This is a genomic window from Arthrobacter monumenti (genome assembly GCF_054511255.1).
Window position 1 is genome coordinate 92,781 of record NZ_JBTNCY010000009.1, and the last position, 23,405, is coordinate 116,185.

20 protein-coding genes are annotated in these 23,405 nt (G+C 63.2%); 4 read left to right on the forward strand and 16 right to left on the reverse strand.

The genetic code is table 11. From position 1 onward, the window contains the following. Positions 1 to 60: 60 nt before the first annotated feature. The 3 genes from glpK to ACX80B_RS14680 all read right to left on the reverse strand — a co-directional run bounded on the left by glpK (position 61) and on the right by ACX80B_RS14680 (position 4,332). Positions 61 to 1,575, reverse strand: a complete 1,515-nt coding sequence (glpK, locus tag ACX80B_RS14670) for a glycerol kinase GlpK (protein WP_459297440.1) — start codon at positions 1,573 to 1,575, stop codon at positions 61 to 63. A 91-nt stretch (positions 1,576 to 1,666) separates the two neighbouring features. Beyond that, positions 1,667 to 2,410 carry an MIP/aquaporin family protein gene (locus tag ACX80B_RS14675; protein ID WP_459297442.1) on the reverse strand — a complete coding sequence of 248 codons (744 nt, stop codon included), beginning with the start codon at positions 2,408 to 2,410 and terminating at the stop codon, positions 1,667 to 1,669. Between the two features lie 167 nt (positions 2,411 to 2,577). Continuing rightward, positions 2,578 to 4,332, reverse strand: a complete 1,755-nt coding sequence (locus ACX80B_RS14680; protein ID WP_459297444.1) for a glycerol-3-phosphate dehydrogenase/oxidase — start codon at positions 4,330 to 4,332, stop codon at positions 2,578 to 2,580. Positions 4,333 to 4,569: 237 nt separating this feature from the next. On the opposite strand from ACX80B_RS14680, the gene ACX80B_RS14685 reads away from it, so the two are divergent. Genes ACX80B_RS14685 through ACX80B_RS14700 form a run of 4 tightly spaced genes read left to right on the forward strand, consistent with a single transcriptional unit; the run spans position 4,570 to position 8,342 of the window. Next, complete coding sequence (locus tag ACX80B_RS14685; RefSeq protein WP_459297602.1) at positions 4,570 to 5,493, forward strand: sugar-binding transcriptional regulator; 924 nt, start codon at positions 4,570 to 4,572, stop codon at positions 5,491 to 5,493. A gap of 10 nt (positions 5,494 to 5,503) precedes the next feature. Then, complete coding sequence (locus tag ACX80B_RS14690) at positions 5,504 to 6,337, forward strand: aldo/keto reductase (RefSeq protein ID WP_459297446.1); 834 nt, start codon at positions 5,504 to 5,506, stop codon at positions 6,335 to 6,337. Further along, positions 6,337 to 7,233 (forward strand): alpha/beta fold hydrolase, encoded by an 897-nt coding sequence (locus ACX80B_RS14695; RefSeq protein ID WP_459297448.1) that lies wholly within the window; start codon positions 6,337 to 6,339, stop codon positions 7,231 to 7,233. The genes ACX80B_RS14690 and ACX80B_RS14695 overlap by 1 nt, the downstream gene beginning before the upstream one ends. Then, the gene (locus ACX80B_RS14700; RefSeq protein WP_459297450.1) at positions 7,230 to 8,342 is read left to right on the forward strand and encodes a glycosyltransferase family 4 protein; all 1,113 of its coding nucleotides are present in this window, start codon (positions 7,230 to 7,232) and stop codon (positions 8,340 to 8,342) included. Before ACX80B_RS14695 ends, ACX80B_RS14700 begins: the two co-directional genes overlap by 4 nt. A 16-nt stretch (positions 8,343 to 8,358) precedes the next feature. On the opposite strand, the gene ACX80B_RS14705 is transcribed toward ACX80B_RS14700, so the two are convergent. The 13 genes from ACX80B_RS14705 to pyrR all read right to left on the reverse strand — a co-directional run bounded on the left by ACX80B_RS14705 (position 8,359) and on the right by pyrR (position 23,321). Beyond that, a complete protein-coding gene (locus ACX80B_RS14705; protein WP_459297452.1) occupies positions 8,359 to 10,479 on the reverse strand; it encodes a primosomal protein N' in 2,121 nt (706 codons plus the stop codon). A 90-nt stretch (positions 10,480 to 10,569) separates the two neighbouring features. Then, positions 10,570 to 11,775 carry a methionine adenosyltransferase gene (metK, locus tag ACX80B_RS14710; RefSeq protein ID WP_459297454.1) on the reverse strand — a complete coding sequence of 402 codons (1,206 nt, stop codon included), beginning with the start codon at positions 11,773 to 11,775 and terminating at the stop codon, positions 10,570 to 10,572. Between the two features lie 67 nt (positions 11,776 to 11,842). Then, positions 11,843 to 13,150: a bifunctional phosphopantothenoylcysteine decarboxylase/phosphopantothenate synthase gene (locus ACX80B_RS14715; RefSeq protein ID WP_459297456.1), complete on the reverse strand. Its 1,308-nt coding sequence runs from the start codon at positions 13,148 to 13,150 to the stop codon at positions 11,843 to 11,845. A gap of 30 nt (positions 13,151 to 13,180) precedes the next feature. Next, the gene (rpoZ, locus tag ACX80B_RS14720) at positions 13,181 to 13,444 is read right to left on the reverse strand and encodes a DNA-directed RNA polymerase subunit omega (RefSeq protein ID WP_459297458.1); all 264 of its coding nucleotides are present in this window, start codon (positions 13,442 to 13,444) and stop codon (positions 13,181 to 13,183) included. 50 nt (positions 13,445 to 13,494) lie between these two features. Then, the gene (gene gmk / locus ACX80B_RS14725; RefSeq protein WP_459297460.1) at positions 13,495 to 14,079 is read right to left on the reverse strand and encodes a guanylate kinase; all 585 of its coding nucleotides are present in this window, start codon (positions 14,077 to 14,079) and stop codon (positions 13,495 to 13,497) included. Further along, a complete protein-coding gene (mihF, locus tag ACX80B_RS14730) occupies positions 14,080 to 14,397 on the reverse strand; it encodes an integration host factor, actinobacterial type (protein ID WP_459297462.1) in 318 nt (105 codons plus the stop codon). Between the two features lie 117 nt (positions 14,398 to 14,514). Beyond that, positions 14,515 to 15,381 (reverse strand): orotidine-5'-phosphate decarboxylase, encoded by an 867-nt coding sequence (gene pyrF, locus ACX80B_RS14735; RefSeq protein ID WP_459297464.1) that lies wholly within the window; start codon positions 15,379 to 15,381, stop codon positions 14,515 to 14,517. Beyond that, a complete protein-coding gene (carB, locus tag ACX80B_RS14740) occupies positions 15,378 to 18,686 on the reverse strand; it encodes a carbamoyl-phosphate synthase large subunit (protein WP_459297466.1) in 3,309 nt (1,102 codons plus the stop codon). The genes pyrF and carB overlap by 4 nt, the downstream gene beginning before the upstream one ends. Continuing rightward, positions 18,679 to 19,905: a glutamine-hydrolyzing carbamoyl-phosphate synthase small subunit gene (gene carA, locus ACX80B_RS14745; RefSeq protein WP_459297468.1), complete on the reverse strand. Its 1,227-nt coding sequence runs from the start codon at positions 19,903 to 19,905 to the stop codon at positions 18,679 to 18,681. The genes carB and carA overlap by 8 nt, the downstream gene beginning before the upstream one ends. Then, entirely contained in the window at positions 19,902 to 20,423 is a 522-nt protein-coding gene (locus ACX80B_RS14750) for a PH-like domain-containing protein (RefSeq protein WP_459297470.1), read from the reverse strand. Before ACX80B_RS14750 ends, carA begins: the two co-directional genes overlap by 4 nt. Next, positions 20,411 to 21,739: a dihydroorotase gene (locus ACX80B_RS14755; protein WP_459297472.1), complete on the reverse strand. Its 1,329-nt coding sequence runs from the start codon at positions 21,737 to 21,739 to the stop codon at positions 20,411 to 20,413. Before ACX80B_RS14755 ends, ACX80B_RS14750 begins: the two co-directional genes overlap by 13 nt. Beyond that, positions 21,736 to 22,740: an aspartate carbamoyltransferase catalytic subunit gene (locus ACX80B_RS14760; RefSeq protein ID WP_459297474.1), complete on the reverse strand. Its 1,005-nt coding sequence runs from the start codon at positions 22,738 to 22,740 to the stop codon at positions 21,736 to 21,738. The genes ACX80B_RS14755 and ACX80B_RS14760 overlap by 4 nt, the downstream gene beginning before the upstream one ends. Further along, complete coding sequence (gene pyrR / locus ACX80B_RS14765; protein ID WP_459297476.1) at positions 22,737 to 23,321, reverse strand: bifunctional pyr operon transcriptional regulator/uracil phosphoribosyltransferase PyrR; 585 nt, start codon at positions 23,319 to 23,321, stop codon at positions 22,737 to 22,739. Before pyrR ends, ACX80B_RS14760 begins: the two co-directional genes overlap by 4 nt. Positions 23,322 to 23,405: the final 84 nt, after the last annotated feature.

Sequence of the window (23,405 nt, forward strand, 5' to 3'; positions counted from 1 at the left end):
GAATCAGGGCCGCTCTCCGCCATGGAGAACGGCCCTGATTTCTTAACTGTTGAAGAGCTGCTACTTCACGTCTTCATCGACCCAGTCGAAGGTCCGTGTCACGGCCTTCTTCCAGAGCCGGAGCTGGCGGTCGCGCTCGCCGGCATCCATCTGAGGCTCCCACCGCTTGTCCTCGGACCAGTTGGCGGTCACATCGTCGGTGCTCTCCCAGAATCCGACGGCGAGACCGGCGGCATACGCCGCTCCGAGCGCCGTCGTTTCAATCACCTGCGGGCGGATCACCGGGATGCCCAGAATGTCTGCCTGGAACTGCATCAGCGCATCGTTGGCGACCATGCCGCCGTCGACCCGCAAGTCTTCCATGTCTACCCCTGCGTCAGCATTCGCGGCGTCCAGGACCTCCCGGGTTTGGAAAGCTGTCGCTTCCAGGGCCGCGCGTGCGATGTGGCCCTTGTTCACGAACCGGGTCAGACCGACCATGGCCCCACGCGCGTCGCCGCGCCAGTACGGCGCAAACAGTCCGGAGAACGCCGGGACAATGTAAACGCCGCCGTTATCCTCGACTGTTTCGGCCAGCTGCTCGACCTCGGGGGCGGTCTTGATCAGCCCCAGATTGTCGCGCAGCCACTGGATAAGTGAACCTGTGACGGCGATGGAGCCTTCGAGCGCATAGATCGGCTTGGCATCACCGAGTTTGTAGCAAACCGTGGTGAGCAATCCGTTCTTGGAGTGGACGATTTCCTCGCCGGTGTTGACGATCAGGAAGTTGCCGGTTCCATAGGTGTTCTTGGCCCCGCCCTTCTCGAACGCTGCCTGGCCAAAGGTGGCCGCCTGCTGATCGCCGAGGATTCCGGCCACGGGGACTTCGCGCAGCAGCTGGTTTCCATGGACCTTGCCATAGACCTCCGAGGAGGACTTGATCTCCGGCAGCATGGATTTCGGGACACCAAAGACCTTCAGGATTTCGTCGTCCCACTGCAGTGTATTCAAGTCCATGAACATCGTCCGGGAGGCGTTGGTGACATCGGTGATGTGCACTCCCCCGTCCGTTCCGCCGGTGAGATTCCAGACCACCCAGCTGTCGGTGTTGCCGAAGATCAGGTCTCCTGCTTCGGCCCGTTCGCGGGCGCCCTCGACGTTGTCCAGGATCCACTTGATCTTGGTGCCGGAGAAGTAGGTCGCCAGCGGCAGGCCCACCTTGTCCTTGAACCGGTCCGCGCCGCCGTCGGCCGCCAGTTCATCGACGATGGACTGGGTGCGGGCATCCTGCCAGACGATGGCGTTGTAGACGGGTTCGCCGGTGTTCTTGTCCCAAACCACAGCCGTTTCGCGCTGGTTGGTGATGCCGACGGCCACGATATCGTGGCGGGTCAGATTGGCCTTGGACAGGGCGTTGCCGATGACTTCGCGGGTATTGACCCAGATCTCGGCGGGATCGTGTTCGACCCAGCCGGCATGCGGGAAGATCTGCTCGTGTTCCTTTTGGCCGCTGGAAACGATCTTGCCGTCGTGGTCGAAAACGATCGCTCGGCTGCTGGTGGTTCCCTGGTCGATGGCAATTACATATTCAGACATATCGTACTCCTCTGTATCGATAGGAATTCTGCTGTGACCGGTGCCTGCCCGGCCCCACAGTCAGTGGTTTGATTTTGTGCTTGGATTGCTTTCAGCCGGCCGGAGTGAACGCGATAATCGGTGCCATGAGACCGGCGACGGCACCGCCCAGAAGTGGTCCGACGACGGGGATCCAGGAGTAGGACCAGTCGCTGCCGCCCTTGCCCTTGATGGGCAGGAAAGCATGGGCGATGCGGGGGCCCAGGTCACGGGCGGGATTAATGGCATACCCGGTGGGACCACCGAGGGAAACACCAATACCGACCACGAGAAGTGCCACGGCCAAGGGTCCCAGGCCACTGGGCGACCCGCCGAACATCAGGATGACAAAGACCAGCACGAAAGTGCCGATGAACTCGGTGACGAGGTTCCATGGTGTGGACCGGATCGACGGTCCGGTGGAGAACACACCCAGCTTTGCGGCCGGATCCAGATCCTCGTCAAAGTGCTGCTTGTACGCCAGCCAACAGAACACTGCGCCGATGGTGCCACCGACCATTTGGGCCGCGAAGTAGACGAGCGTGCTGGCCAACGTGACGGCGACACCCGGTGCGTACTCGGTAGCTCCGTTGGCCAACAGCCCCACCGTTACCGCCGGGTTGATGTGTGCCCCGGACTGTGCCGCGACGTAGACGCCGGCAAAGACGGCAAACCCCCAGCCGAAGGTCACCATCAGGAACCCGCCGTTATTGCCTTTGGTCTTGGCCAGGGCGACGTTCGCGACAACACCACAACCCAACAGCGTCAGCATGGCGGTGCCGAATGACTCGGCTAAGAACACTTCCCACAGAGACATCTTTGACTCCTCTAGTTTTGTCGAGTGATCGACGTTTCAAACCGCTCCACAGTCTGTGGAACCGCTGTGCGGATGACTGACCATGCCGGTCCGCCACCGTACGCACTCACCAGCATCCGGATGTGGCGCCCGGATGTTGGTGATCCTGCTCCCCCGTTCCTCATGGATCAGGTGATCAAGCTTTGAACATGTACGCCATGGGTCTCGCTAAGCACCCGCTGGGCGTACTCGACTTCGTAATTCCTGCGGGTGTTGTCCCAGTCCAGAGCTGCGGCCAGCACAGCGGCCAGTTCGTGCAGCAATTCGGCGGTGACCAGGCCGCGGAAGGCCAGAGAGGTACGGCGGATCAGGACGTCGGCCAAATGGCCCACTTGCTCATGTTCGACCATGTACAGCACTTCGCCGGTACTCAATTCGCCGGTGGAATGGAATGCCTGGTCCTGTGCCGCCTGGAGGAATTCAACGACGTCAGCCGCCCTGGTGCCGTAGCGCTCCAACAGCACACGCACCCGTTCAGCGGGGACGGCGGGAGCAGCATGGTCCTGCGCCCACGCTTCCGCATCCGCGGTCGTGGAGGGGAAGTCTCTGCCACCGCCGATGGGCAGGCCTGCCGTGGATACTTTGCGGGTGCGGTCCAGCAGGAGGAGGACATCATTGGTGATGTGTTCGGCCAGGGCACGGAAGGTGGTCCATTTGCCGCCGACCAGGCTGAGCGTGGTGACCGTCCCATCCGGGCCGGCGACGTCCCGGCGTTCTATCCGGTAGTCCCGGGAAACAAAACCGGGCTGCGTGTCATCGTGCCTCGGCAGTGGCCTCACTCCGGAGAAGGAGTAGACAATGTCATCCCGGCTTACTGGCACGGAGGGGAACACATGCCCGATCAGGTCGAAGAAGTAATCGATTTCTTCGTTCGTGCAGACGACCTGGCCCGGATCGCCGGCGTCGATATCCGTTGTTCCTACCAGGACCCGGTCACCGATGGGATAAATCAGTACTATCCGTCCGTCGGTGTGTTCAAAGAACAATTCCCGTCCGGCGCAGGCCTCCAGCAGTTCCGGATGGTCAAGGACAATATGCGAGCCCTTGGTCCCGCCCATGAACTGCGACGGCGATCCAAGGGCTGCGTTGGTCTGGTCCACCCAGGCTCCGGTGGTGTTGATGACGACGTCGGCAGCGAAGCTGAAGGTTTCCCCCGTCAACTCGTCCCGGAGCTCGACGCCGTCGGAACCGGAAGAGACGAGGCTGACATAGTTCGACGCTCTGGCATGCATGTTTGCCGACTCGCCATCCCGGAGAACATCAAGAGTCAAACGTTCAGGGTTGTGGACAGATGCATCAAAATACGTGGCTGCGTATTTGATCCCTGGATTTAATCGCGGCAGTTCCTTCAAGGCGCGTACCTTGCCGGCGAACTGGTGCCGGGGAACCATCCCTCCTCCGCGTGAGAACGCGTCATAGATGCTCAGGCCAAGCTTTATCAGGACGGCGCCTCTCTCGGTCGGTTTACCTTGCCGGTGGGTGAGGAACCGCAGCGGTGCCGAAAGAATGCCGGAAAAAGTCGAATAGATGGGAATGGTTGTTTTTAACGGCTTGACGTAATGCGGAGCTGTTTGCAGCAAGCCATTGCGTTCCTGTACAGATTCCTTCACCAGCCGGAATTCGCCATTTTCCAAATACCGGATTCCGCCATGAATCATGTGCGAGGAGGCGCCGCTTGCACCGGCGCAGTAATCCCCGCGCTCGACAAGCGCGACATCGACACCTTGCAGCGCCAGATCGCGGAATGTACCTACCCCGTTGATGCCGCCGCCAATAACAAGTACGCGTGCCGTGGGCCGCGACTTCAGGCCCTCAACCGCTTCACGAGTGTGTACCGTTGGCCCCGGCTCGAACGCTGTTGCTGCGGATTCATTACTTTCCAAAGCAGATCCCCTGATAAACGATGTGCGCCTATAACGCCTTCCTCCATTATTGTTGGAATGGCTGGAAATACTAGTCAACTCAATTGCACAAATGTGCAAAAGGTGAATTCAATGATCGGTCCCACTGCTTCACGTCCATTTACCGACAGGCGCCGCGCACGGACGGCCAAGCCGCCGGGTCCGGCCAGCAGCGCAACATCTTCGTCCCGGACGCTGGACGCATTGCGGGCTGCACAAATGTATTACCTCCAGGACATGACAATGGATGCCATCGCCAGGGAGCTGCGCACATCGCGTTCCACGGTCTCGAGGCTGCTGTCGAGCGCGCGGGAAACCGGCGTGGTGCAGATTCAGATCACGAGCCCGCACGAGCGTGCACCCCAGCTGGAGCAACAGATCAGCCGCCACTTCGGCGTCGAGGCGCATGTGGTGCCCGTGACCGAGTCCGGCCACGAAGCCGAAGTGCTCGAGCGGGTGGCCATCCAGGCTGCCCGGACTATCGGTCCGCTGCTCGGCTCGAATGCCATCATTGGAGTTGCCTGGGGTTCCACTATCAGCGCCGTGAGCCGGCACCTGACGCGCAAGATCACACACGACAGCACGGTCGTCCAGCTCAACGGGGCGGGCAATACCCAGACGACGGGAATCACCTACGCGAGTGAAATCCTGCGGCGGTTCGGAAAAGCGTATGGCGCCCGGGTCGAACAATTTCCCGTTCCCGCCTTTTTCGACCGTCCCTCAACCAAGATGGCAATGTGGGGCGAACGCAGCGTGCAGCGGGTCCTGGATTTGCAGTCAAGAATGACGACGGCGATTTTCGGCGTTGGTTCGATTGGCTCCGAGATCCCCAGCCATGTTTACAGCGGCGGATACTTGGACCCTGATGCATTGGATTTGCTCGCTGCCGACGAAGTGGTTGGCGATGCCGCTACGGTCTTCTTCCGGGCCGACGGTACTGATCAGGGAATTGCCATGAACGAGCGTTCCAGCGGACCGGACTTCAGTGTCCTCCGCGCTGCCCGGCGCCGGATCTGCGTTGTCTCCGGCGAGTCCAAAATCAATGGCCTGCGCGGAGCATTGGCTGCCGGGCTGGCCACGGACCTCATCCTTGACGAGGTTACGGCCCGGCGGCTCGTGCAGGGGGCAACAGAGAGTGGGTAGAGTCGTTCCCATGCACACAGTCCCCAGATTGTCCCTGGCCAACGGCGTCAAAATGGAGCAACTAGGTTATGGCGTCTACAAGGTTCCGCCGGCTGAAACCGCCGGACTCGTGACGTTGGCCATCGAATCCGGTTACCGCAGTATCGACACCGCGGCACTCTACGCCAATGAATCGGGCGTGGGAGAGGCTGTGCGTAGCGCCGTCAGAGATGGGCTCAGCCGTGAGGACTTGTTTATCACCAGTAAGATCTGGAATGACCAGCACGGTTACGACCGGACTCTGCGCGCATTCGATACCTCGATGTCCGAGCTGGGTCTGGAATATATCGATCTGATGCTGATCCATTGGCCCTGCCCCGCCAAGGACCTCTACGTGGAAACCTACCGTGCCCTGGAAGCCATCTACCACGAGGGCAGGGTCCGGGCGATCGGCGTCTCCAATTTTGAGCCTGAGCATTTGGAAAAACTGTTGGCTGAAACGGACGTTCCGCCTGCGGTGAACCAGGTGGAGCTGCATCCCTTCAATCAGCAAAACAGGTTGCAGGACTTCCACGCCACGCATGGGATCCGTACCGAGGCGTGGAGCCCGCTCGGCCGCGGTTCACTGTTGCAGGAGCCGGTATTCCTTGAGCTCGCTGCGGAGTATGGCAAATCAGCGGCGCAGGTTATTCTGCGCTGGCATGTCCAGGTGGGCAATATCGTTATTCCCAAGGCAAGTTCGGCTGGCCGGATCAGGGAGAACATAAACGTCTTTGATTTCACCTTGGACGAGACTGCGATGGAACGAATCACCGCCCTGGAGCGTGGCCAGCGGTACGGTTCACATCCCAACGAGGTGAACTAGTGACTCTGCGGCTGCAGGACAGAGCGGTGGCCCGGGAGTTCCAGCACCAGGGCGCCCCGGTGCGCTATTGGGACTACTCCCCCGCCGAACCGGACCAGCCACATCCCACTATGGTGATGCTGCATGGCTTCCGCGGCGACCACCATGGACTGCTGAAGATCGTCGAGAGGTTGCCGCAGGCACGGGTTGTCGTCCCGGATCTGCCGGGCTTCGGCGAATCCGCCCCGCTGGAAAGCGAACACAACGTAGCGAACTACGTCCGTTGCGTTGAGACAATGATGAAGTCTCTTCAACTGCCGGCGGATACCGTTCTGCTCGGTCACTCCTTTGGATCCATCGTCGCGGCGCATTACGCTGCATCCTCCTCCCTGCCACTGCAGGCGCTCATCCTCATCAATCCAATCTGTGAGCCGGCCTTGGCCGGTTCGAAGGCTTTTCTGTCGAAATTGACCGCGTTTTACTACCTGCTCTGTGCCCGGCTGCCGGAACGGGTTGGCTTGTTCCTGCTCCGCAACCGGTTGATCGTCCGGGCCATGAGTATCCTGATGGCACGGACGAAGGACCCGGTTCTGCGCCAGTGGATCCATGCTGAGCACGGCCGCTATTTCAGTGCATTTGCCAACCGGACAGTGGTCTTGGAGGCGTTCCGCGCGTCCATCGGGGGCACGGTCCGCGAGGCTGCGAGCCGGTTGAAACTTCCCGTATTGCTGATTGCCGCGACCGACGACGATCTTGGTTCGGTCACCGGGCAGCGGCAGCTTCAGGAATCCATCGAAGGGTCCAAACTGGTGTTCCTCGACGAAGTGGGACACCTGATCCACTACGAAAAGCCCGCTGAAGCCGCTGAACTCATCCAGGAATTTCTTGGATCGCTACGGTTGGGGGGTAACGTATGAAGCTTCTCATCGACGCGCGGTTTACCCGGACAGGGCATCACGATGGCATCAGCCGCTACGGGGCGTCCCTGATCGCCGCGGCCGCGGAATACGCCGATGTCGTCATGTTGATTCACGACGAGCGGCAGCTCAGTCTTTTGCCGGATGTACCGTACGTGAAGATCAACAGTCCATTGTCGCCGCTGGAACTGTTTGTGGCATGGAAGATCAACAGACTCGGCCCCGATGTCGTGTTCTGTCCGATGCAGACGATGGGCAGCTGGGGCCGGAAGTACCCTCTGGTCCTGACGCTCCACGACCTGATTTACTACGAGAATCCCGCGCCGCCGGGTTTCCTGCCCCTGCCGGTGCGGATACTGTGGCGGCTCTATCACAAGGCCTACTGGCCGCAGCGGCTGCTGCTCAACCGGGCCGACGTCGTCGCGACCATCAGCGAAACCACCAGGTCTTTGATCGACCGCTACCGGCTGACCAAGCGGCCGGTCCGGATCGTGGGTAACGCCCCGCAGCCCGGCCAGGTTCCGCGGGATACCTCCGCGGTACCGGATAAGACGATCCTCTATATGGGCTCCTTCATGCCGTACAAGAACGTCGAAACGCTGATTCGCGGTATGGCGGAATTGCCCGGCTATACCCTGCACCTTTTGAGCAGGATCTCCCCGGAACGGCAGGCGGAGCTGGAAGCATTCATCACCGCGGGAACGCAGGTGGTCTTCCACAATGGCGTTTCCGACGACGAATACCAGCAGCTGCTCCGGCGGACGACGGCGCTGGCCATATTGTCGCGGGCCGAAGGCTACGGACTGCCGGTGATCGAGGCCATGTCTGTCGGTACGCCCGTGATCGCGAGCGATATTGCTATTTTCCGGGAGGTTGGCGCTGACGCCGCGGCCTATGTCGATCCGGACAGTCCTGAAGAGTTTGCCGAGGCCGTAAGGAGCCTTGCGAAGCCGGGACACTGGACGGCGATGGCTTCGGCAGGACTGGCACGCGCCTCGAACTACGACTGGGACACCTCGGCGAAGCAGCTGCTGGTGACGGCCGAAGAGGCGTTTGACCGGCGTTGGACCGGATCCGATCGCCGCGTTACATCAAACCGGGCGCAATAGCCATACCGGACCCTCGCTAGAGCAGATCCACTCCATCGCACCGTACCTGCACGGAACCGCCGGTTTTTTTAGCCGACATGGCCGAGCGGGCCGCGCGCAGGCTGGACGTAACTGCCGCCGCTGCGCTGTAGGGGAAGAACACCAGAATGCGCTGATCAGGAACGTTGACTTCCCCGGTCGAGGAGGGACGGTCCTGTGGGCTTTCGGGCAGCGGAGCCGGCCCGATAACGCGCACCGTCGAGGGCAGCTCCGCACGCTCCAGCAACTGCTTCAGAGTCGTGTGCTGACCAGTTAATGCGGCGACCCTGACACTGGGCGGTAGCGAGAGTTCCTGCCGTTGTGCAAGCTCCCGGTCGGCGGCGCCGGTTGCGTCCCAGCGGATGAGCTGGCCGACGATGCTCTGGTCATCCGCGGTGATCACCACCTTGCCACCATCTTTGGCGGAGCGTACGAGGGCGGCAGCGGTGAACCAGCGGCGCAGCGCGTCCTCCCCTGCCCGCAGCGATTCACGACTGAGCAGTGATTGCCCATCCAACAAGAGCGCCGCAGCATATCCTGCTGGAGCCACCGGCTCAGCACCAGGGGTGGCGACAACAAGGGCTGAAGCATCGGAAACCGCGGCACGGACATGGTCGCCGGCCGAAGAAATGACGGGCACCGAGGGAAATGCCCGCCCCAGCTCCTCCGCTGTGCGGCCCGCGCCGACCGCCGAGACGCGCAGCTGCTGACCGTTGCAGTTCTGACAGTGCCAGGAATTCGCCGGCCGGGCGCACCACCGGCAGGCCGGCACAGCGTCCCGGCCGGCTTTGGCCAGTGGACCCTGGCACTGGGTGCATCTTGCGGGTTCCCTGCACTGCTGGCATGCGATGTTTGGTGCGTAGCCGGTGCGCGCCACCTGGACCAGGACAGGGCCGGTCTTAAGTCCCTCCTGTGCTGCACGCCAAGCGGTTCCAGGCAGCCGCGCCTTGACCGCGAGCGGGTCCCGTTCACGCTCATAACTGTCCGCCGTATTGATCACCCGGGGAGTGATTTGCCGCAGCATCGTTCGTTCCGGGTGGATGGACTGGGCCCACCCGTTTCGCACCAAACGCTGGGCTTCGCTGGTGCGGGAAAGTCCACCGATTATTGCCGCTGCTGTTGACTGCCCGGCACGCAGCAGCAGCACTTCGCGGACGTGCTGGTATGGGGCGCGCTGTTCAATGTGCAGGTCGTCGCCGTCGTCCCAGCAACAGACGAGCGCCAGATCCTTGACGGGCGCGTACGCGGCAGATCTGGTTCCGATCACCAGCTTTACCCGTCCGTGCAGGACGTTCAGGAAATTCCGGTACCGCGGCGTCGGCCCGTCATCGGCATTCAGCCTGGCGAATTCCTCCTTGGGCAGGACGGCCAGAAGTGCCTGCTCCAGCCGGTCGAGGTCCTTTTGATCAGGCACAACGACAATAGCGCCGCGGCCCATTCCATGGACGGCAAGCAGTACATCGGCCAACTCATGCGGCCACGCCCGGGGACCGTAACCGCGGGCCGAGGTGAAGACAGCACGGGGCGCGTCCAGCCGCCGCAGTCTTTCAAGGAAGCCACCACCGTTGCAGTAATCGGCCAGCAGGTCCGACGACTGATGGACGGCTGCTGCGTCCTGCCCGGCAGAAGGGTCAGTCTCCTGGCCCGGGGGTGGTTCAGGCGCCCGGGCCGGAGCTTCAGGCACCGGATCGAATTCCTTCTCCACTCCGGCGACCCGGGGCGGAACAGCAACCCGAATCACGTCGCTCACCGTGCCGACATAGCGCGCGGCAATCTGGTTCGCGAGCTCGGCAATATCCGGAGCGAGGACCGGCTGCGGGGACACCACTTTGCCGAGAAAGCTTAGCTTGGCGGCAGTCGAAGGACTCTCGAGCCGGCGCACCAGAAAGCCCGGCAGCTCCTGTCCGCTGAACCGTACTTTCACGCGCGCACCGGGACGGGCGCGGTCGTCGAGTTCAACGGGAACCAGATAGTCGAAGAGCCGATCCAGATGTGGAAGCGGCGAATCGATCAGGACCTGGGCCACGGGCAGCACCGCTGCGGGACGCAGACCCTTGGAACTCTTGACCGGAGCGCTGAAGCCCTGCAGTAATGACAGTTGCTGTCCCGCGTCATCCATGGCCAGCCCCTCCTTCAACCCTGTCAACTGTCCGCATCAGCCACTGACATTCAATCAGGGCGCACCGACAAAGATCGATGCGTACCGGCGTCAGGCGTTAAAGTAGGCCTTTAGCTCGGCAACCCGGTCCGTGCGCTCCCAGGAGAATTCCTCGGCGTCGCGGCCAAAGTGCCCGTGGGCGGCGGTCTTCTGGTAAATGGGACGCTTCAAATCGAGGTCGTGGATGATGCCCAGCGGCCGCAGGTCGAAGATTTCACGGATCGCGGTTCCAATCCGGTACGGGTCCACAGTTTCGGTACCGAAAGTTTCAACATAAATGCCCACCGGATTTGCCTGGCCGATGGCATAGGCCACCTGGATCTCCGCCCGCCGGGCCAGGCCGGCCGCGACGACGTTCTTCGCCACCCAACGCATGGCGTAAGCCGCCGAACGGTCAACCTTTGACGGGTCTTTGCCGCTGAAGGCTCCCCCGCCATGGCGGGCCATGCCGCCGTAGGTGTCCACGATGATTTTCCTGCCGGTCAGTCCGGCGTCGCCTACCGGCCCGCCAATGATGAAGGCGCCGCCGGGATTGAGGATGTGCCTGACGTTGGAGGAGTCAAGATTGGAGCCGGCCAGTACAGGATCAATCACATGCGTGGCCAGATCCGCCCGCAGGGTATCGAGGGATACCTGCGCCTCGTGCTGGCTTGAAACGACGACGGTGTCGACGGAAACCGGTACATCGCCGTCGTATCCAATCGTGACCTGTGTCTTGCCGTCGGGACGAAGGTAGTCCAGCAGGCCGTTTTTGCGGACTTCTGTCAATCGTTCGGAGAGCCGGTGTGCCAGCGAAATCGGCGCCGGCATCAACGAGGGGGTTTCGTCCGTGGCATAGCCAAACATGATGCCCTGGTCGCCGGCGCCTTGGGCGTCGAACGGATCCTTGCTGCTGCCCTGGCGGGTCTCGAGCGAGGTGAATACTCCGCTGGCGATTTCGGCCGACTGCTGACCAATGGAGATGGAAACCCCACAGCGCGCGCCGTCGAAGCCTTTATCCGAGGAGTTGTAGCCGATATTCAGGATCGTGTCCCGGACGATCTGCGGAATCTCGACGTATCCGTCGGTCGTTACCTCCCCGGCCACATGGACCAGACCCGTAGTGACAAGGGTCTCGACGGCAACCCGCGAGTTGGGATCGGCGCGCAGCATGGCGTCGAGGATCGCGTCACTGATTTGGTCGCAGATCTTGTCCGGATGTCCCTCGGTGACAGACTCGGAGGAGAAAAGGCGCAGGGCGGTATTAGCTGAAGTCACTTGATCACTCTACTGGTTTCGCGTGTTCCGGATGGATGATGTGACCTTGCGTTGAGAGCTGCAAGGATCAGCGCTGTGTTTTGAGTTCCACCGCGATGCGCTCCATGATCGCGACGGCGACGTCCGCCTTCGAGCCAGACGCGGCTTCAGTGTCCTCGGTGCCAGGACTCAGGATTTGAACCGCCGTTTCGTCTTGTCCGAAGACGACACCGGTACCAACCTGGTTGAGCACCAGCAGATCGCAGCCTTTCCGCTCGACTTTGCGGCGCGCGTAACCGAGGATGTCGGACTCTTCGTCGCCCGTTTCCGCAGCGAAACCCACGATCAGCGGCACCCCGGTGGAACCGGCGGCGTCACGGTCCTGCACGAGTTCCTGCAGGATGTCCGGATTGCGGACAAGCGTGATGACGGGATCCTGGCCGTCGTCGCGCTTCTTGATTTTGCTTCCGGAAAGTTCAGCAGGGCGGAAATCCGCCACAGCGGCGGCCATGATGACGACGTCGGCAGACTTCGCGGCAGCCTGTGCCGCCTCCCGCAACTCAAGGGCGGTTTCGACGGCGGTGACCTCGGCACCGGCGGGTGGCTGGACTTCCATGTGGGCTGCGATGAAGTGCACGGCGGCTCCCGCGTCCAGGGCTGCTTTCGCCAAGGCGGCGCCTTGTTTGCCGGAGGACCGGTTGCCCAGATAGCGCACGGGATCCAACGGTTCGCGGGTGCCACCGGCGGTGATAACAATGGTCCTGCCCGCAAGCGGACCGGCTGCCGGTTGAGCGTCAGCTCTTTGGGCTGCTGCGGTTTCAAAGGCGGTAGCTTGAGTGGCCGGCCGGGCTTCGGCAGGTGCCTTGGAAGCTCCGTCGGCGGTATTCATCGCCGCGGCGTAGATTTCGTCCGGCTCCGGCAGCCGGCCCGGACCGGAATCGACGCCCGTCAGGCGCCCTGATGCTGGCTCCATTACGGCAATCCCGCGTTCGCGCAGCAGCTTAACGTTGGCCGAAGTGGCCGGGTGACGCCACATTTCCGTGTGCATGGCGGGGGCCATCAGGACCGGGCAAGCCGCCATCAGCAACGTGTTGGTCAGCAGGTCGTTAGCCAGACCGGCCGCGGCTCGCGCCAACAGGTCTGCCGTCGCCGGGGCGACCACAATCAGGTCGGCCTCCTGGCCGAGACGCACATGGTTGACCTTGTCGACGTCGTCGAATATTCCCTCCGGTACTTTATGTCCGGAGAGCGCCTCCCAAGTGGCGCGGCCGACGAACTTGCCGGCCGACGCCGTCGGGATGACAGTGACGGAATGGCCGGCTTCGGTGAAGAGCCGCAGCAGCGTGGCTGACTTGTAGGCGGCGATTCCGCCGCCTACACCCAGGATGATACGCACGCCGCCGCTGCTCTTTTAGTTCCGGTACTGCTACTCGCCCGAAGGCTCGATCGGAGTGGAAACCAGCATTCCTTCGTCAATTTCGCGCAGTGCGATCGAAAGGGACTTCTCGTTGAGCTTGGTGTCCACCAGCGGGCCGACGTACTCGAAGAGACCCTCGTGCAGCTGCGCGTAGTAGGCATTGATCTGGCGCGCGCGCTTTGCACCGTAGATGACCAACGCGTACTTGGAATCAGATGCTTCCAGCAGCGAGTCGATCGGCGGGTTGATGATGCCTTCGTTGTGTGTCGACACAAAATCTCCAAATTCGGTTGGGTAAGGCCGGGGCGCGCCGCTGCCCGTGTTCAGGTGCGTTCGCTGGGGGCCAGTCCCATGAGTGATACAAGCTCTGCTGCCGCCCGTTGGACGTCGTCATTAACGACGGTATGGTCGAACTCGGATTCGGCAGCAAGTTCCAGTTTAGCGGTTTCCAGCCGTCTTTGCTGTTCAAGGGCTGTTTCAGTGCCCCGTCCCACAAGCCGGCGGACCATTTCGTCCCAGCTCGGCGGCGACAGGAAGACGAAATTCGCCTCGGGCATTTTCTCCCGCACCTGGCGGGCTCCTTGCAGATCGATCTCCAGCAACACCGACCTGCCTTCGGCCACGGCCTGCTCGACGGTGCTGCGGAGGGTCCCGTAGCGGTTCCTGCCATGCACAACCGCCCATTCCAGCATTTCTCCGGTGGCAACCAGCTCGTCGAACCGTTCAGGGCTTACGAAGTAGTAGTGCACGCCCTCCTTCTCGCCTGGGCGGGGTGGGCGGGTGGTTGCGGAGACGGAGAGCCAGACGTGCGGATAGTGGTCCCGGATGTACGTCGATACAGTTCCCTTGCCCACGGCCGTGGGACCGGCGAGGACCGTGAGGCCATGTGCCACATTTCCCGCTGCCACTTAACGCTCTCCCAGATGGGCGATCAGGGCCGCCCGCTGATGCACACCCAGGCCGCGGACCCGGCGGGTGGGGGCGATTCCCACCTCTTCCATAATGGCGGTGGCGCGGACCTTGCCGACACCCGGCAGGGACTCCAGCAGGTCCGACACTTTCAGCCTTCCGATAGCTTCGTTTTCCGCGCTGCGGGCAATCACATCCGCCACAGTGGTTTCACCCGATTTCAGTTCAGCTTTGACTGTTGCCCGTGCCGCCCTGGCCGCTGTTGCCTTGTGGCGTGCCGCGTCGCGTTCGCTGTCGGACAATGGTCGAAGACTCACGTATGACTCCTGGAGGCAAGAGTAAGGCGCTGCCGATCGAGGGCGCGTCGGTGGTTGGACTTGAACTGAACCTATCCGCAAGGCCGCACCAAAATCAACAGGACAGGTGTGCCCGCGCTAGTCACGCAGGGCTGACAGTTCGTCCCGGACGGCTGTGGCGGCGGCGAGCAGACCCCGCTCAGCGGGACCGGCCTGCAGCACGCCGCGGCTGGTGCTCGCCAGTACTCGGTCAAAGACGGGTCCGAAGGTCGCCTTGATGTCCGACGGCGTGGCGCCCTGGGCTCCGAGCCCCGGCGCCAGGATCGGTCCATTCAGCCGTTGCAGGTTGATGCCCAGCTGTTTCAGGGCGTTGCCGGTGGTGGCACCGACGACAAGTCCGACCGAGCCGAGCGTCCCGCCGTCCCCGCCGCCGTCGTCGTGGTTTTCGGCCGCCGCTGCCCGGACAATACCCTTGGCGACCGAGCCCGGCTCTCCGCGGTGCTGAACGGTGGCGCCCTCCGGATTGGAGGTCAGGGCCAGCACAAACACCCCCCGCCCGGTCTGCCGGGCAAGGTCAAGCGCCGGACGCAGCGACTCAAAGCCCAGGTAGGGGCTTAGCGTGACGGCGTCCGCGGCCAGGGCGGAACCATCGCGCAGCCAGGCGTCGGCGTAGGCAGCCATCGTCGAGCCGATGTCGCCGCGTTTAGCGTCCGCCAACGTCAGGGTTCCGGCTTCCGCCGCGGCGGCGAGAGTCTTTTCCAGCACGGCGATGCCAGCCGATCCGTGCCGCTCAAAGAGCGCCACCTGCGGCTTCAGGACGGCGATTTCGCCGGCCAGCGCCGAAACGACGCGGAGCGAAAAGCTCTCCAATCCGGCTGGCGAATCCTCCAGTCCCCAATCCTTCAGCAGTTGCGGGTGCGGGTCGATGCCGACACAGAGATTTCCCCGGCCGGCCATCGCCTGTTCCAGCCGCGCCCCGAACGGTAGCCGGTCCGCTCCGCTCATTCGGCCGCCGCGGCGAAGGCAGCCGCGAGCTTGGCGGCGTGCTCCTGCAGGGGCGTCACGTTCCACTCGAAAGTGCGCATCGCTTCGATGGCCTGTACGGCAGCACCGAATTCTGCCACCGTCGTGATCACCGGTCGTCCCACCGAGATCCCCGCTGCACGGATCTCGTAGCCATCGCCGCGTGCCTGTCCCCCGGAGGGGGTGTTGAAGATCATGTCCACACCGCCGGCATTGATAATGTCGACGATCGTTCTCTGGCCGTCCTCGCTGCTGCCTTCGGCCACCTTGCGCACGGTCGTCGCCTGGATGCCATTACGGCGCAGGACGTCCGCGGTGCCCCCGGTGGAGAGGATCTCGAAGCCAAGATCGGTCAGCCGCTTGACCGGCATGATGATCGAACGCTTGTCCCGGTTGGCAACGGAGACAAAGATCTTGCCCGACGTCGGCAGCGGGTTGTTCGTGGCGGCCTGGCTTTTGGCGAAGGCAGTGTCGAAGTGCTGGTCGATTCCCATCACCTCGCCGGTGGAACGCATCTCCGGCCCGAGCAGCGAGTCGACGACCGTGCCTTCGGGAGTGCGGAACCGGCTGAACGGCATCACCGCCTCCTTGACGGCAACAGGGGCCTGGGCCGGCAGGCTGCCACCGTCGCCGGTTTCCGGCAACAACTTGTAGACGCTGCGCAGATGCGTGATGCTCACGCCGGTGCCGATCAGCGCCGCCGCCTTGGCCATCTGCACCCCGGTCGCCTTGGAGACGAACGGCACTGTGCGGGAGGCCCGCGGATTTGCTTCAAGCACATAGAGAACATCCGAGGCGAGGGCGAACTGGATATTGATCAGCCCGCGGACTCCGACGCCGGCCGCAATGGCTTCGGTGGCCGTGCGGACCCGCTCGAGGATGTCTGCACCGAGGGTGATCGGGGGCAACACACAGGCGGAGTCGCCGGAATGGATCCCGGCCTCCTCAATGTGCTCCATGATCCCGCCCAGATACAGATCCTTGCCGTCGTAGAGCGCATCGACGTCGATCTCCACCGCGTCCTCCAGGAAGCGGTCGATCAGGACCGGATGCTCTGTGGTGATCTCGGTGGCGTTGGCGATGTACCGGGACAGACTCGGCTCGTCATAGACGATTTCCATACCGCGTCCACCGAGGACATAGGAAGGCCGGACCAGGACCGGGTAGCCGATCTCGTCGGCAATTTTTTTCGATTCCTCGAAGGAGACAGCCGTGCCGTTCTTCGGCGCGATGAGGCCGGCTTGATCCAGCACCCGGCTGAACGCGCCACGGTGTTCGGCCAGGTCAATGGCCTCAGGTGAGGTGCCGAGGATGGGGATGCCGGCGTCGGACAATGCCTGCGCGAGCTTCAGGGGTGTCTGCCCGCCCAGCTGCACAAATACGCCCATCACTCCCCCGGTCCGTTCCTCGGCTGCGATAACCTCCAGTACGTCCTCGAGGGTCAATGGTTCGAAGTAGAGGCGGGAGGAAATGTCGTAGTCGGTGGAGACGGTTTCCGGGTTGCAGTTGACCATTACGGTTTCGTGGCCGGCTTCGCGCAGGGCCATCGACGCGTGCACACAGGAGTAGTCGAATTCGATCCCCTGCCCGATCCGGTTGGGACCGGAGCCGAGGATGATCACCGAGGGCTTCGAGTGCAGTTCCACCTCGTCCTCCTCGTCGTAGGACGAGTAGTGGTACGGGGTGTAGGCCGCGAATTCAGCCGCGCAGGTGTCCACGGTCTTGAAGACCGGGCGTACGCCGAGGGCGTGCCGGACGCCACGGACGACGGCCTCGGGGGTGTGCGTCAAGGCGCCAATCTGCTCGTCAGAGAAGCCGTGCCGCTTGGCGAGACGCAGGATATTCTCGTTCAGCCCTGCGGAGGCCTTGATCTGCGCGGCGACTTCATTGAGCAGCTGCAGCTGGTCCAGGAACCACCGGTCGATCCCGGTGCTCTTGTACAACTCCTCGATGTCAGCCCCGCCCAGCAGCGCCTGCTGCACCTGGGCGAGCCGCTCCGTCGTCGGACGTGCCGCGGCAGCCACCAGATCGGGAACATCGAGTTCATTGACGGAATCGAACCGGAAGGAGGCGCCCTTCTGCTCGAGTGACCGCAGGGCTTTCTGCAGCGCCTCGGTGAAGTTGCGGCCGATTGCCATCGCCTCGCCGACCGACTTCATGGTGGTCGTCAAAGTCGGATCGGCGGCGGGGAACTTCTCGAAGGCAAACCGCGGCACCTTCACGACGACGTAGTCCAGCGTCGGCTCGAAGGAGGCGGGCGTCTGCCGGGTGATGTCGTTCGGGATCTCGTCCAGGGTGTAGCCGAGCGAGAGCTTCGTGGCGATCTTGGCGATCGGAAAACCTGTGGCCTTCGAGGCCAGCGCAGAGGACCGCGAGACACGCGGATTCATTTCAATGACGACGACGCGGCCGGTGTCAGGTTCGATGGCGAATTGAATGTTGCAGCCGCCGGTGTCGACGCCGACCTCGCGGATAACCGCAATGGAAATGTCGCGCAGCCGCTGGTACTCGCGGTCAGTCAGGGTCAGGGCCGGAGCAACGGTGATCGAGTCGCCGGTGTGCACGCCGACCGGGTCAACGTTCTCGATTGAGCAGACGACGACGACGTTGTCATTGGTGTCGCGCATCATCTCCAGTTCGTACTCCTTCCAGCCGAGGATGCTCTCTTCGAGCAGTACCTCGCTGGTCGGGCTGTACTGGATGCCGGCGCCGGCGATGCGGCGAAGATCCTCGGCGTTGTAGGCCAACCCGGAGCCCAATCCGCCCATGGTGAAGGAGGGCCGGACCACCATCGGATAGCCGAGCTCGTCTGCGGCGGAGAAGGCCTCATCGAGCGAATGGACGATGGTGGAGCGTGCCGATTCCGCGCCGCAGCGGGCCACGACCTCCTTGAACTTGAAACGGTCCTCACCCGCCTCGATAGCCTCGACGTTGGCACCAATCAGCGCGACGTTGTACTTGGCCAGCACGCCGTTCTTATCCAACGCGATGGCGGTGTTCAGCGCGGTCTGTCCACCCAGAGTCGGCAACAGCGCATCCGGGCGCTCCTTTTCGATGATCTTCTCGACCACCTCGGGCGTGATTGGCTCCACGTAGGTGGCGTCGGAGAATTCCGGGTCCGTCATGATGGTCGCCGGGTTGGAGTTGACCAGAATGACCCGCAGGCCTTCTTCCTTCAGCACACGCAATGCCTGCGTGCCGGAGTAGTCGAACTCGGCGGCCTGCCCGATAACGATAGGCCCCGAGCCAATGACGAGGACGCTGTTCAGATCGGTTCTCTTAGGCATGGTTCTCCTGGCTGGGCTGGTTGTTGCCCGAATGGTGCTGGTCCGGCTGCGCGCCGTTTGCGCGATTGCCGGCCATCATGTCGATAAAACGGTCAAAGAGGTAGGCGGCGTCGTGCGGTCCGGCAGCGGCTTCGGGATGGTACTGGACCGAGAACGCGGGGATGTCGAGGCAGTTGAGTCCCTCGACGACGTCGTCATTGAGGCAGACGTGGCTCACTTCCACCCGGCCGAATCCTGGTTCTGGCGCCTCGACCGGCCCGTCCAGCGGGGCGTCGACGGCGAAACCGTGGTTCTGGCTGGTGATTTCGACCTTGCCGGTGTGCCGGTCCATCACCGGAACGTTGATGCCGCGGTGCCCGTAACGGAGTTTGTAGGTGCCGAAGCCAAGTGCCCTGCCAAGCAGCTGGTTGCCGAAGCAGATTCCGAAAAAGGGAATCCGTTGGTTGAGGACCTGGCGCAGCAGCTTCACCTGGTGCTCGGCCGTGGCGGGATCGCCAGGCCCGTTGGAGTAGAACACGCCATCCACTTCGAGCGCGTCGATGTCCTCCAGCGTGGCCGTCGCAGGAAGCACGTGCACCCGCACGCCGCGTTCGGCGAGACGCTGCGGCGTCATGGACTTAATGCCCAGGTCGACGGCGGCAATGCTGAATTTCACGTCGCCATCCCAGCCGTTGGCGGACGGCTCGACCACGTACGACCTGTCGATACTGACTTCCTCGGCCAGCCTCGAACCTTCCATCGACTCGCTGGCGGTCACTTCGGCCAGCAGTTGGTCCACCGGCCGGGCTGCCTCCGCTCCCGAGAAAATTCCTGCACGCATTGCACCGCGTTCGCGCAGATGCCGGGTGATGGCACGGGTATCGACGCCCTGGATGCCGACGATGCCCTGATTTCGCAAGTCCTCGTCGAGGCTCATTTCGGAGCGCCAGTTCGATGGCCGGCGGGCGGCATCGCGGACGATGTAGCCGGCCACCCAGATCTGCCGGGATTCGGCGTCGTCGCGGTTGACTCCGGTGTTGCCGATATGCGGTGCCGTCTGCACGACGAGCTGGCGGGCATAGGAGGGATCGGTGATCGTCTCCTGGTACCCGGTCATGCCGGTGGCAAACACCGCCTCGCCGAGGGCGGTTCCGGTGGCGCCGTAGCTGTGTCCGCGGAATGACCGCCCGTCCTCAAGGACCAGCACTGCGCCGGGGGTAATGGTTGCTTGTTCTGTCACTGTCTGTCCTTGATGTCGCCGTTGTGCGGTTCTGTGGGTAGGAGTTCGGCCAGGGCTTCCACCAGCGGTGTCTTCTCCGCTGCGTGCCTGGTCCGGAAGGCCGTGTCGACGCCGCGCCCTGCGAGGTTCCAGCTGAGGACCACGAGGCCTTCCTTTTCGACGAATTTGCCGGCCATGCCGCTCTCGGTACGTACCCGGGTCAGCGCTCCGATTGGAATGAAGACATCCCGGGCGCCGGTACGTCGCAGCAGGACGCCCTGGGCATGGATACTCAAGGCAGCGTTGGATTTTACGCCGAGGCTGTGCACCGCGATGCGGTCCAACCAGTCTCCTTCGGTGGTTGTCACCACGTACTGCCCTTCGACGAGCAGCGACGCCGGTGAGAGTACGGCCGGTGCCGGGGGCAGTTCACCAAACTGCTGCTGCCGCTTGAGCCGGGAGCGCCAGCCAAGACCCACCAGCGCCAGCAGGGCCGCGATGACGCAGATGCTCAGGAGAACGGCGGTTACTCGTTCCATGCCGGAGCTCCTGACCGCGGAGTGCCGAGCTTGCCCTCGAGCACGGTTGGATGGCCGTTGAAGAACGTGGCGACGACGGCGCCGGGCAGTCGCCGTCCCGCGAACGGGCTGTTCCGGCCCTTCGTCGCCATCGTCGAGGGCTCAACCGTCCAGCGGGCGGCCGGATCGATCAAGGTGATGTTGGCGGGCTCCCCCACCTGCAGCGGGCGGCCCTGGTCCTTCAGTTGCCCGATGACGGCCGGCGTCGTCGAGGTTATGCGTGCCACGCCGGACCAGTCCAGCATTCCGGTTTCCACCATGGTTTCCTGCACCACCGACAATGCAGTTTCAAGTCCGGTCATCCCCATCGCGGCCTGCGCCCATTCGCAGTCCTTGGCTTCGGTGGGATGCGGGGCGTGGTCTGTGCCGACGACGTCGATGGTTCCGTCCGCGAGTCCCTGGCGGAGGGCGCGAACATCTTCATCAGTCCGCAGCGGCGGATTCACCTTGTAGACCGGGTCGTAGCTGCGGACCAGTTCGTCCGTCAGCAACAAGTGATGGGGCGTGACCTCGGCGGTGACCTTAATGCCGCGGTCCTTGGCCCAACGGATGATTTCCACCGATCCGGCCGTGGAGACATGGCAGACGTGCAGCCGGGAGTCGACATGCTTGGCCAGCAGGACGTCCCGCGCGATAATCGACTCCTCGGCGACGGCCGGCCAACCGCCGAGGCCAAGCACGGCCGAGACCTCGCCTTCGTTCATCTGGGCGCCTTCGGTCAGGCGGGGCTCCTGCGCGTGCTGGGCGATGACGCCGTCGAACGCCTTGACGTACTCAAGCGCCCGGCGCATCAGCACCGGGTCGGAGACGCAGATGCCGTCGTCGGAAAACACCCGGACCTTTGCGCGGGAATCCGCCATCGCGCCCAGCTCGGCCAGCCGCTCCCCTGCGAGGCCGATAGTGACGGCTCCAACTGGACGGACATCCACCCAGCCGGCCCTTCGGCCCAGGCTGTGTACTTGTTCGACGACGCCGGCAGTGTCGGCGACCGGGGAGCTGTTGGCCATGGCATGCACGGCGGTGAATCCGCCAAGCGCCGCGGCCCTGGTTCCGGTTTCCACCGTTTCGGCGTCCTCGCGTCCGGGTTCACGCACATGCGTGTGCATATCGACCAAACCGGGCAAGGCGACCAGCCCGTCGGCGTCGATGACTTTTGTGCCATTACCGGTGGCCCCGCGGCCGGTCGCTGCGATCCGTCCGTCTTCGATCAGCAGATCCGTACGGCCGGCGCCGGCAAGGTCGGCTCCCTTGATCAGGTAACGGTCTTGCGCTGTCATAGCACCGCGCCTTTCTGTTCAATCGGTGTGCTCTGCTGGTGCGAATCGCCCGCGAGCAGCATGTAGAGGGCGGCCATCCGGACGGAAACGCCATTGCGGACCTGTGCCAGCACCGTGGACCGCTCCGAATCCGCTGCGGCGGAGGAGATTTCCAGGCCGCGGTTCATCGGCCCCGGGTGCATAATCACCGTGGCGGCGCCAGGCTGTTCGCCGAGAGCCCGCAGCCTCCCGTCGTCGAATCCCCATTTGCGCGAATACTCCCGGGTGGAGGGGAAGAAAGCGTCGTTCATCCGTTCGGCCTGCAGGCGCAGCATCATGACCGCGTCGACTCCCTGTCCGAGCGTCTCGTCCAGGTCGTAGCTGATATCGCACGGCCAGCTGGCCGCGCCAACTGGCAGCAGGGTGGGCGGGGCCACCAGAGTGACCTTGGCGCCAAGAGTCTGCAGCAGCCAAAGATTGGAACGGGCAACCCGCGAATGCAGGACGTCCCCGACGATAGCCACCCGCATGCCGGACAGATCCGTACCAGGCGACCGGTGGCCTGCCTGGCGGGACCAGTGATGGCGCAGGGTAAAGGCGTCAAGCAGGGCCTGTGTGGGGTGTTCATGCGTGCCATCGCCGGCATTGATGACGGCGGCGTCGATCCATCCGGAAGTGGCCAGCCGCTGCGGTGCTCCCGATGCCCAGTGCCGGATGACGACTGCGTCGGCGCTCATCGCCTCCAGCGTCTGCGCGGTGTCCTTGAGCGACTCGCCCTTCGAGACCGACGAGCCCTTGGCGGCGAAGTTGATTACGTCCGCGGAGAGCCGTTTCGCCGCGGCCTCAAAGGAGATGCGGGTCCTGGTCGAATCCTCGAAAAAGAGATTGACGACGGTGCGGCCGCGCAGGGCCGGAAGCTTCTTGACTTCGCGTTCCCCAACGGCGGCCATCTCTTCGGCCACATCGAGGATTCCGACGGCGTCCGTGTAGCTGAGATCCTGGGTGGACAGCAGGTGCCTCATAGCCCACCCTCAATCACTACTTCATCCACGCCGGCTCCGTTGGCGGTATCGGTCTCCCGCAGGTGCACCCGCACCTTTTCGGCCGTGGAGGTGGGTAGATTCTTGCCGACATGGTCCGCGCGGATCGGAAGTTCCCGGTGGCCGCGGTCGACGAGCACGGCCAGCCGGACGATGCGCGGGCGTCCCAGATCCACCAGTGCGTCCAGGGCCGAGCGGATAGTCCTGCCGGAGTAGAGCACATCGTCGACCAGAACGACGACCTTGTCGTCGATTCCGCTGGCGGGGAGCTGTGTCGGCATGGGCGAACGCGTCGGATGGCGCTGCAGATCGTCGCGGAACATCGTGACATCGAGCTGGCCGGTGATGGCTGCGGCATCGACACCGGGGTCTGTGACGGCGATCTTAGCGGCCAGACGTTGGGCCAATGGGAAGCCCCTGCGGGGGATGCCGAGTAGAACGAGATCCTTGGATCCCTTGTTGGCTTCGAGGATTTCATGGGCTATACGGGTCAGTGCGCGGTCGATATCCGCGTCAGCAAGAACCACCCGTGCAGACCCGGACCCGGTCCTGGGCATGCTCATTATCCTGCTGCCTCCTTTCCCGCCTCACTGGACGGCCATTAAAGGTTGCTTGCGTTCTAAAAACTACCACAGCGCGCCGATGCT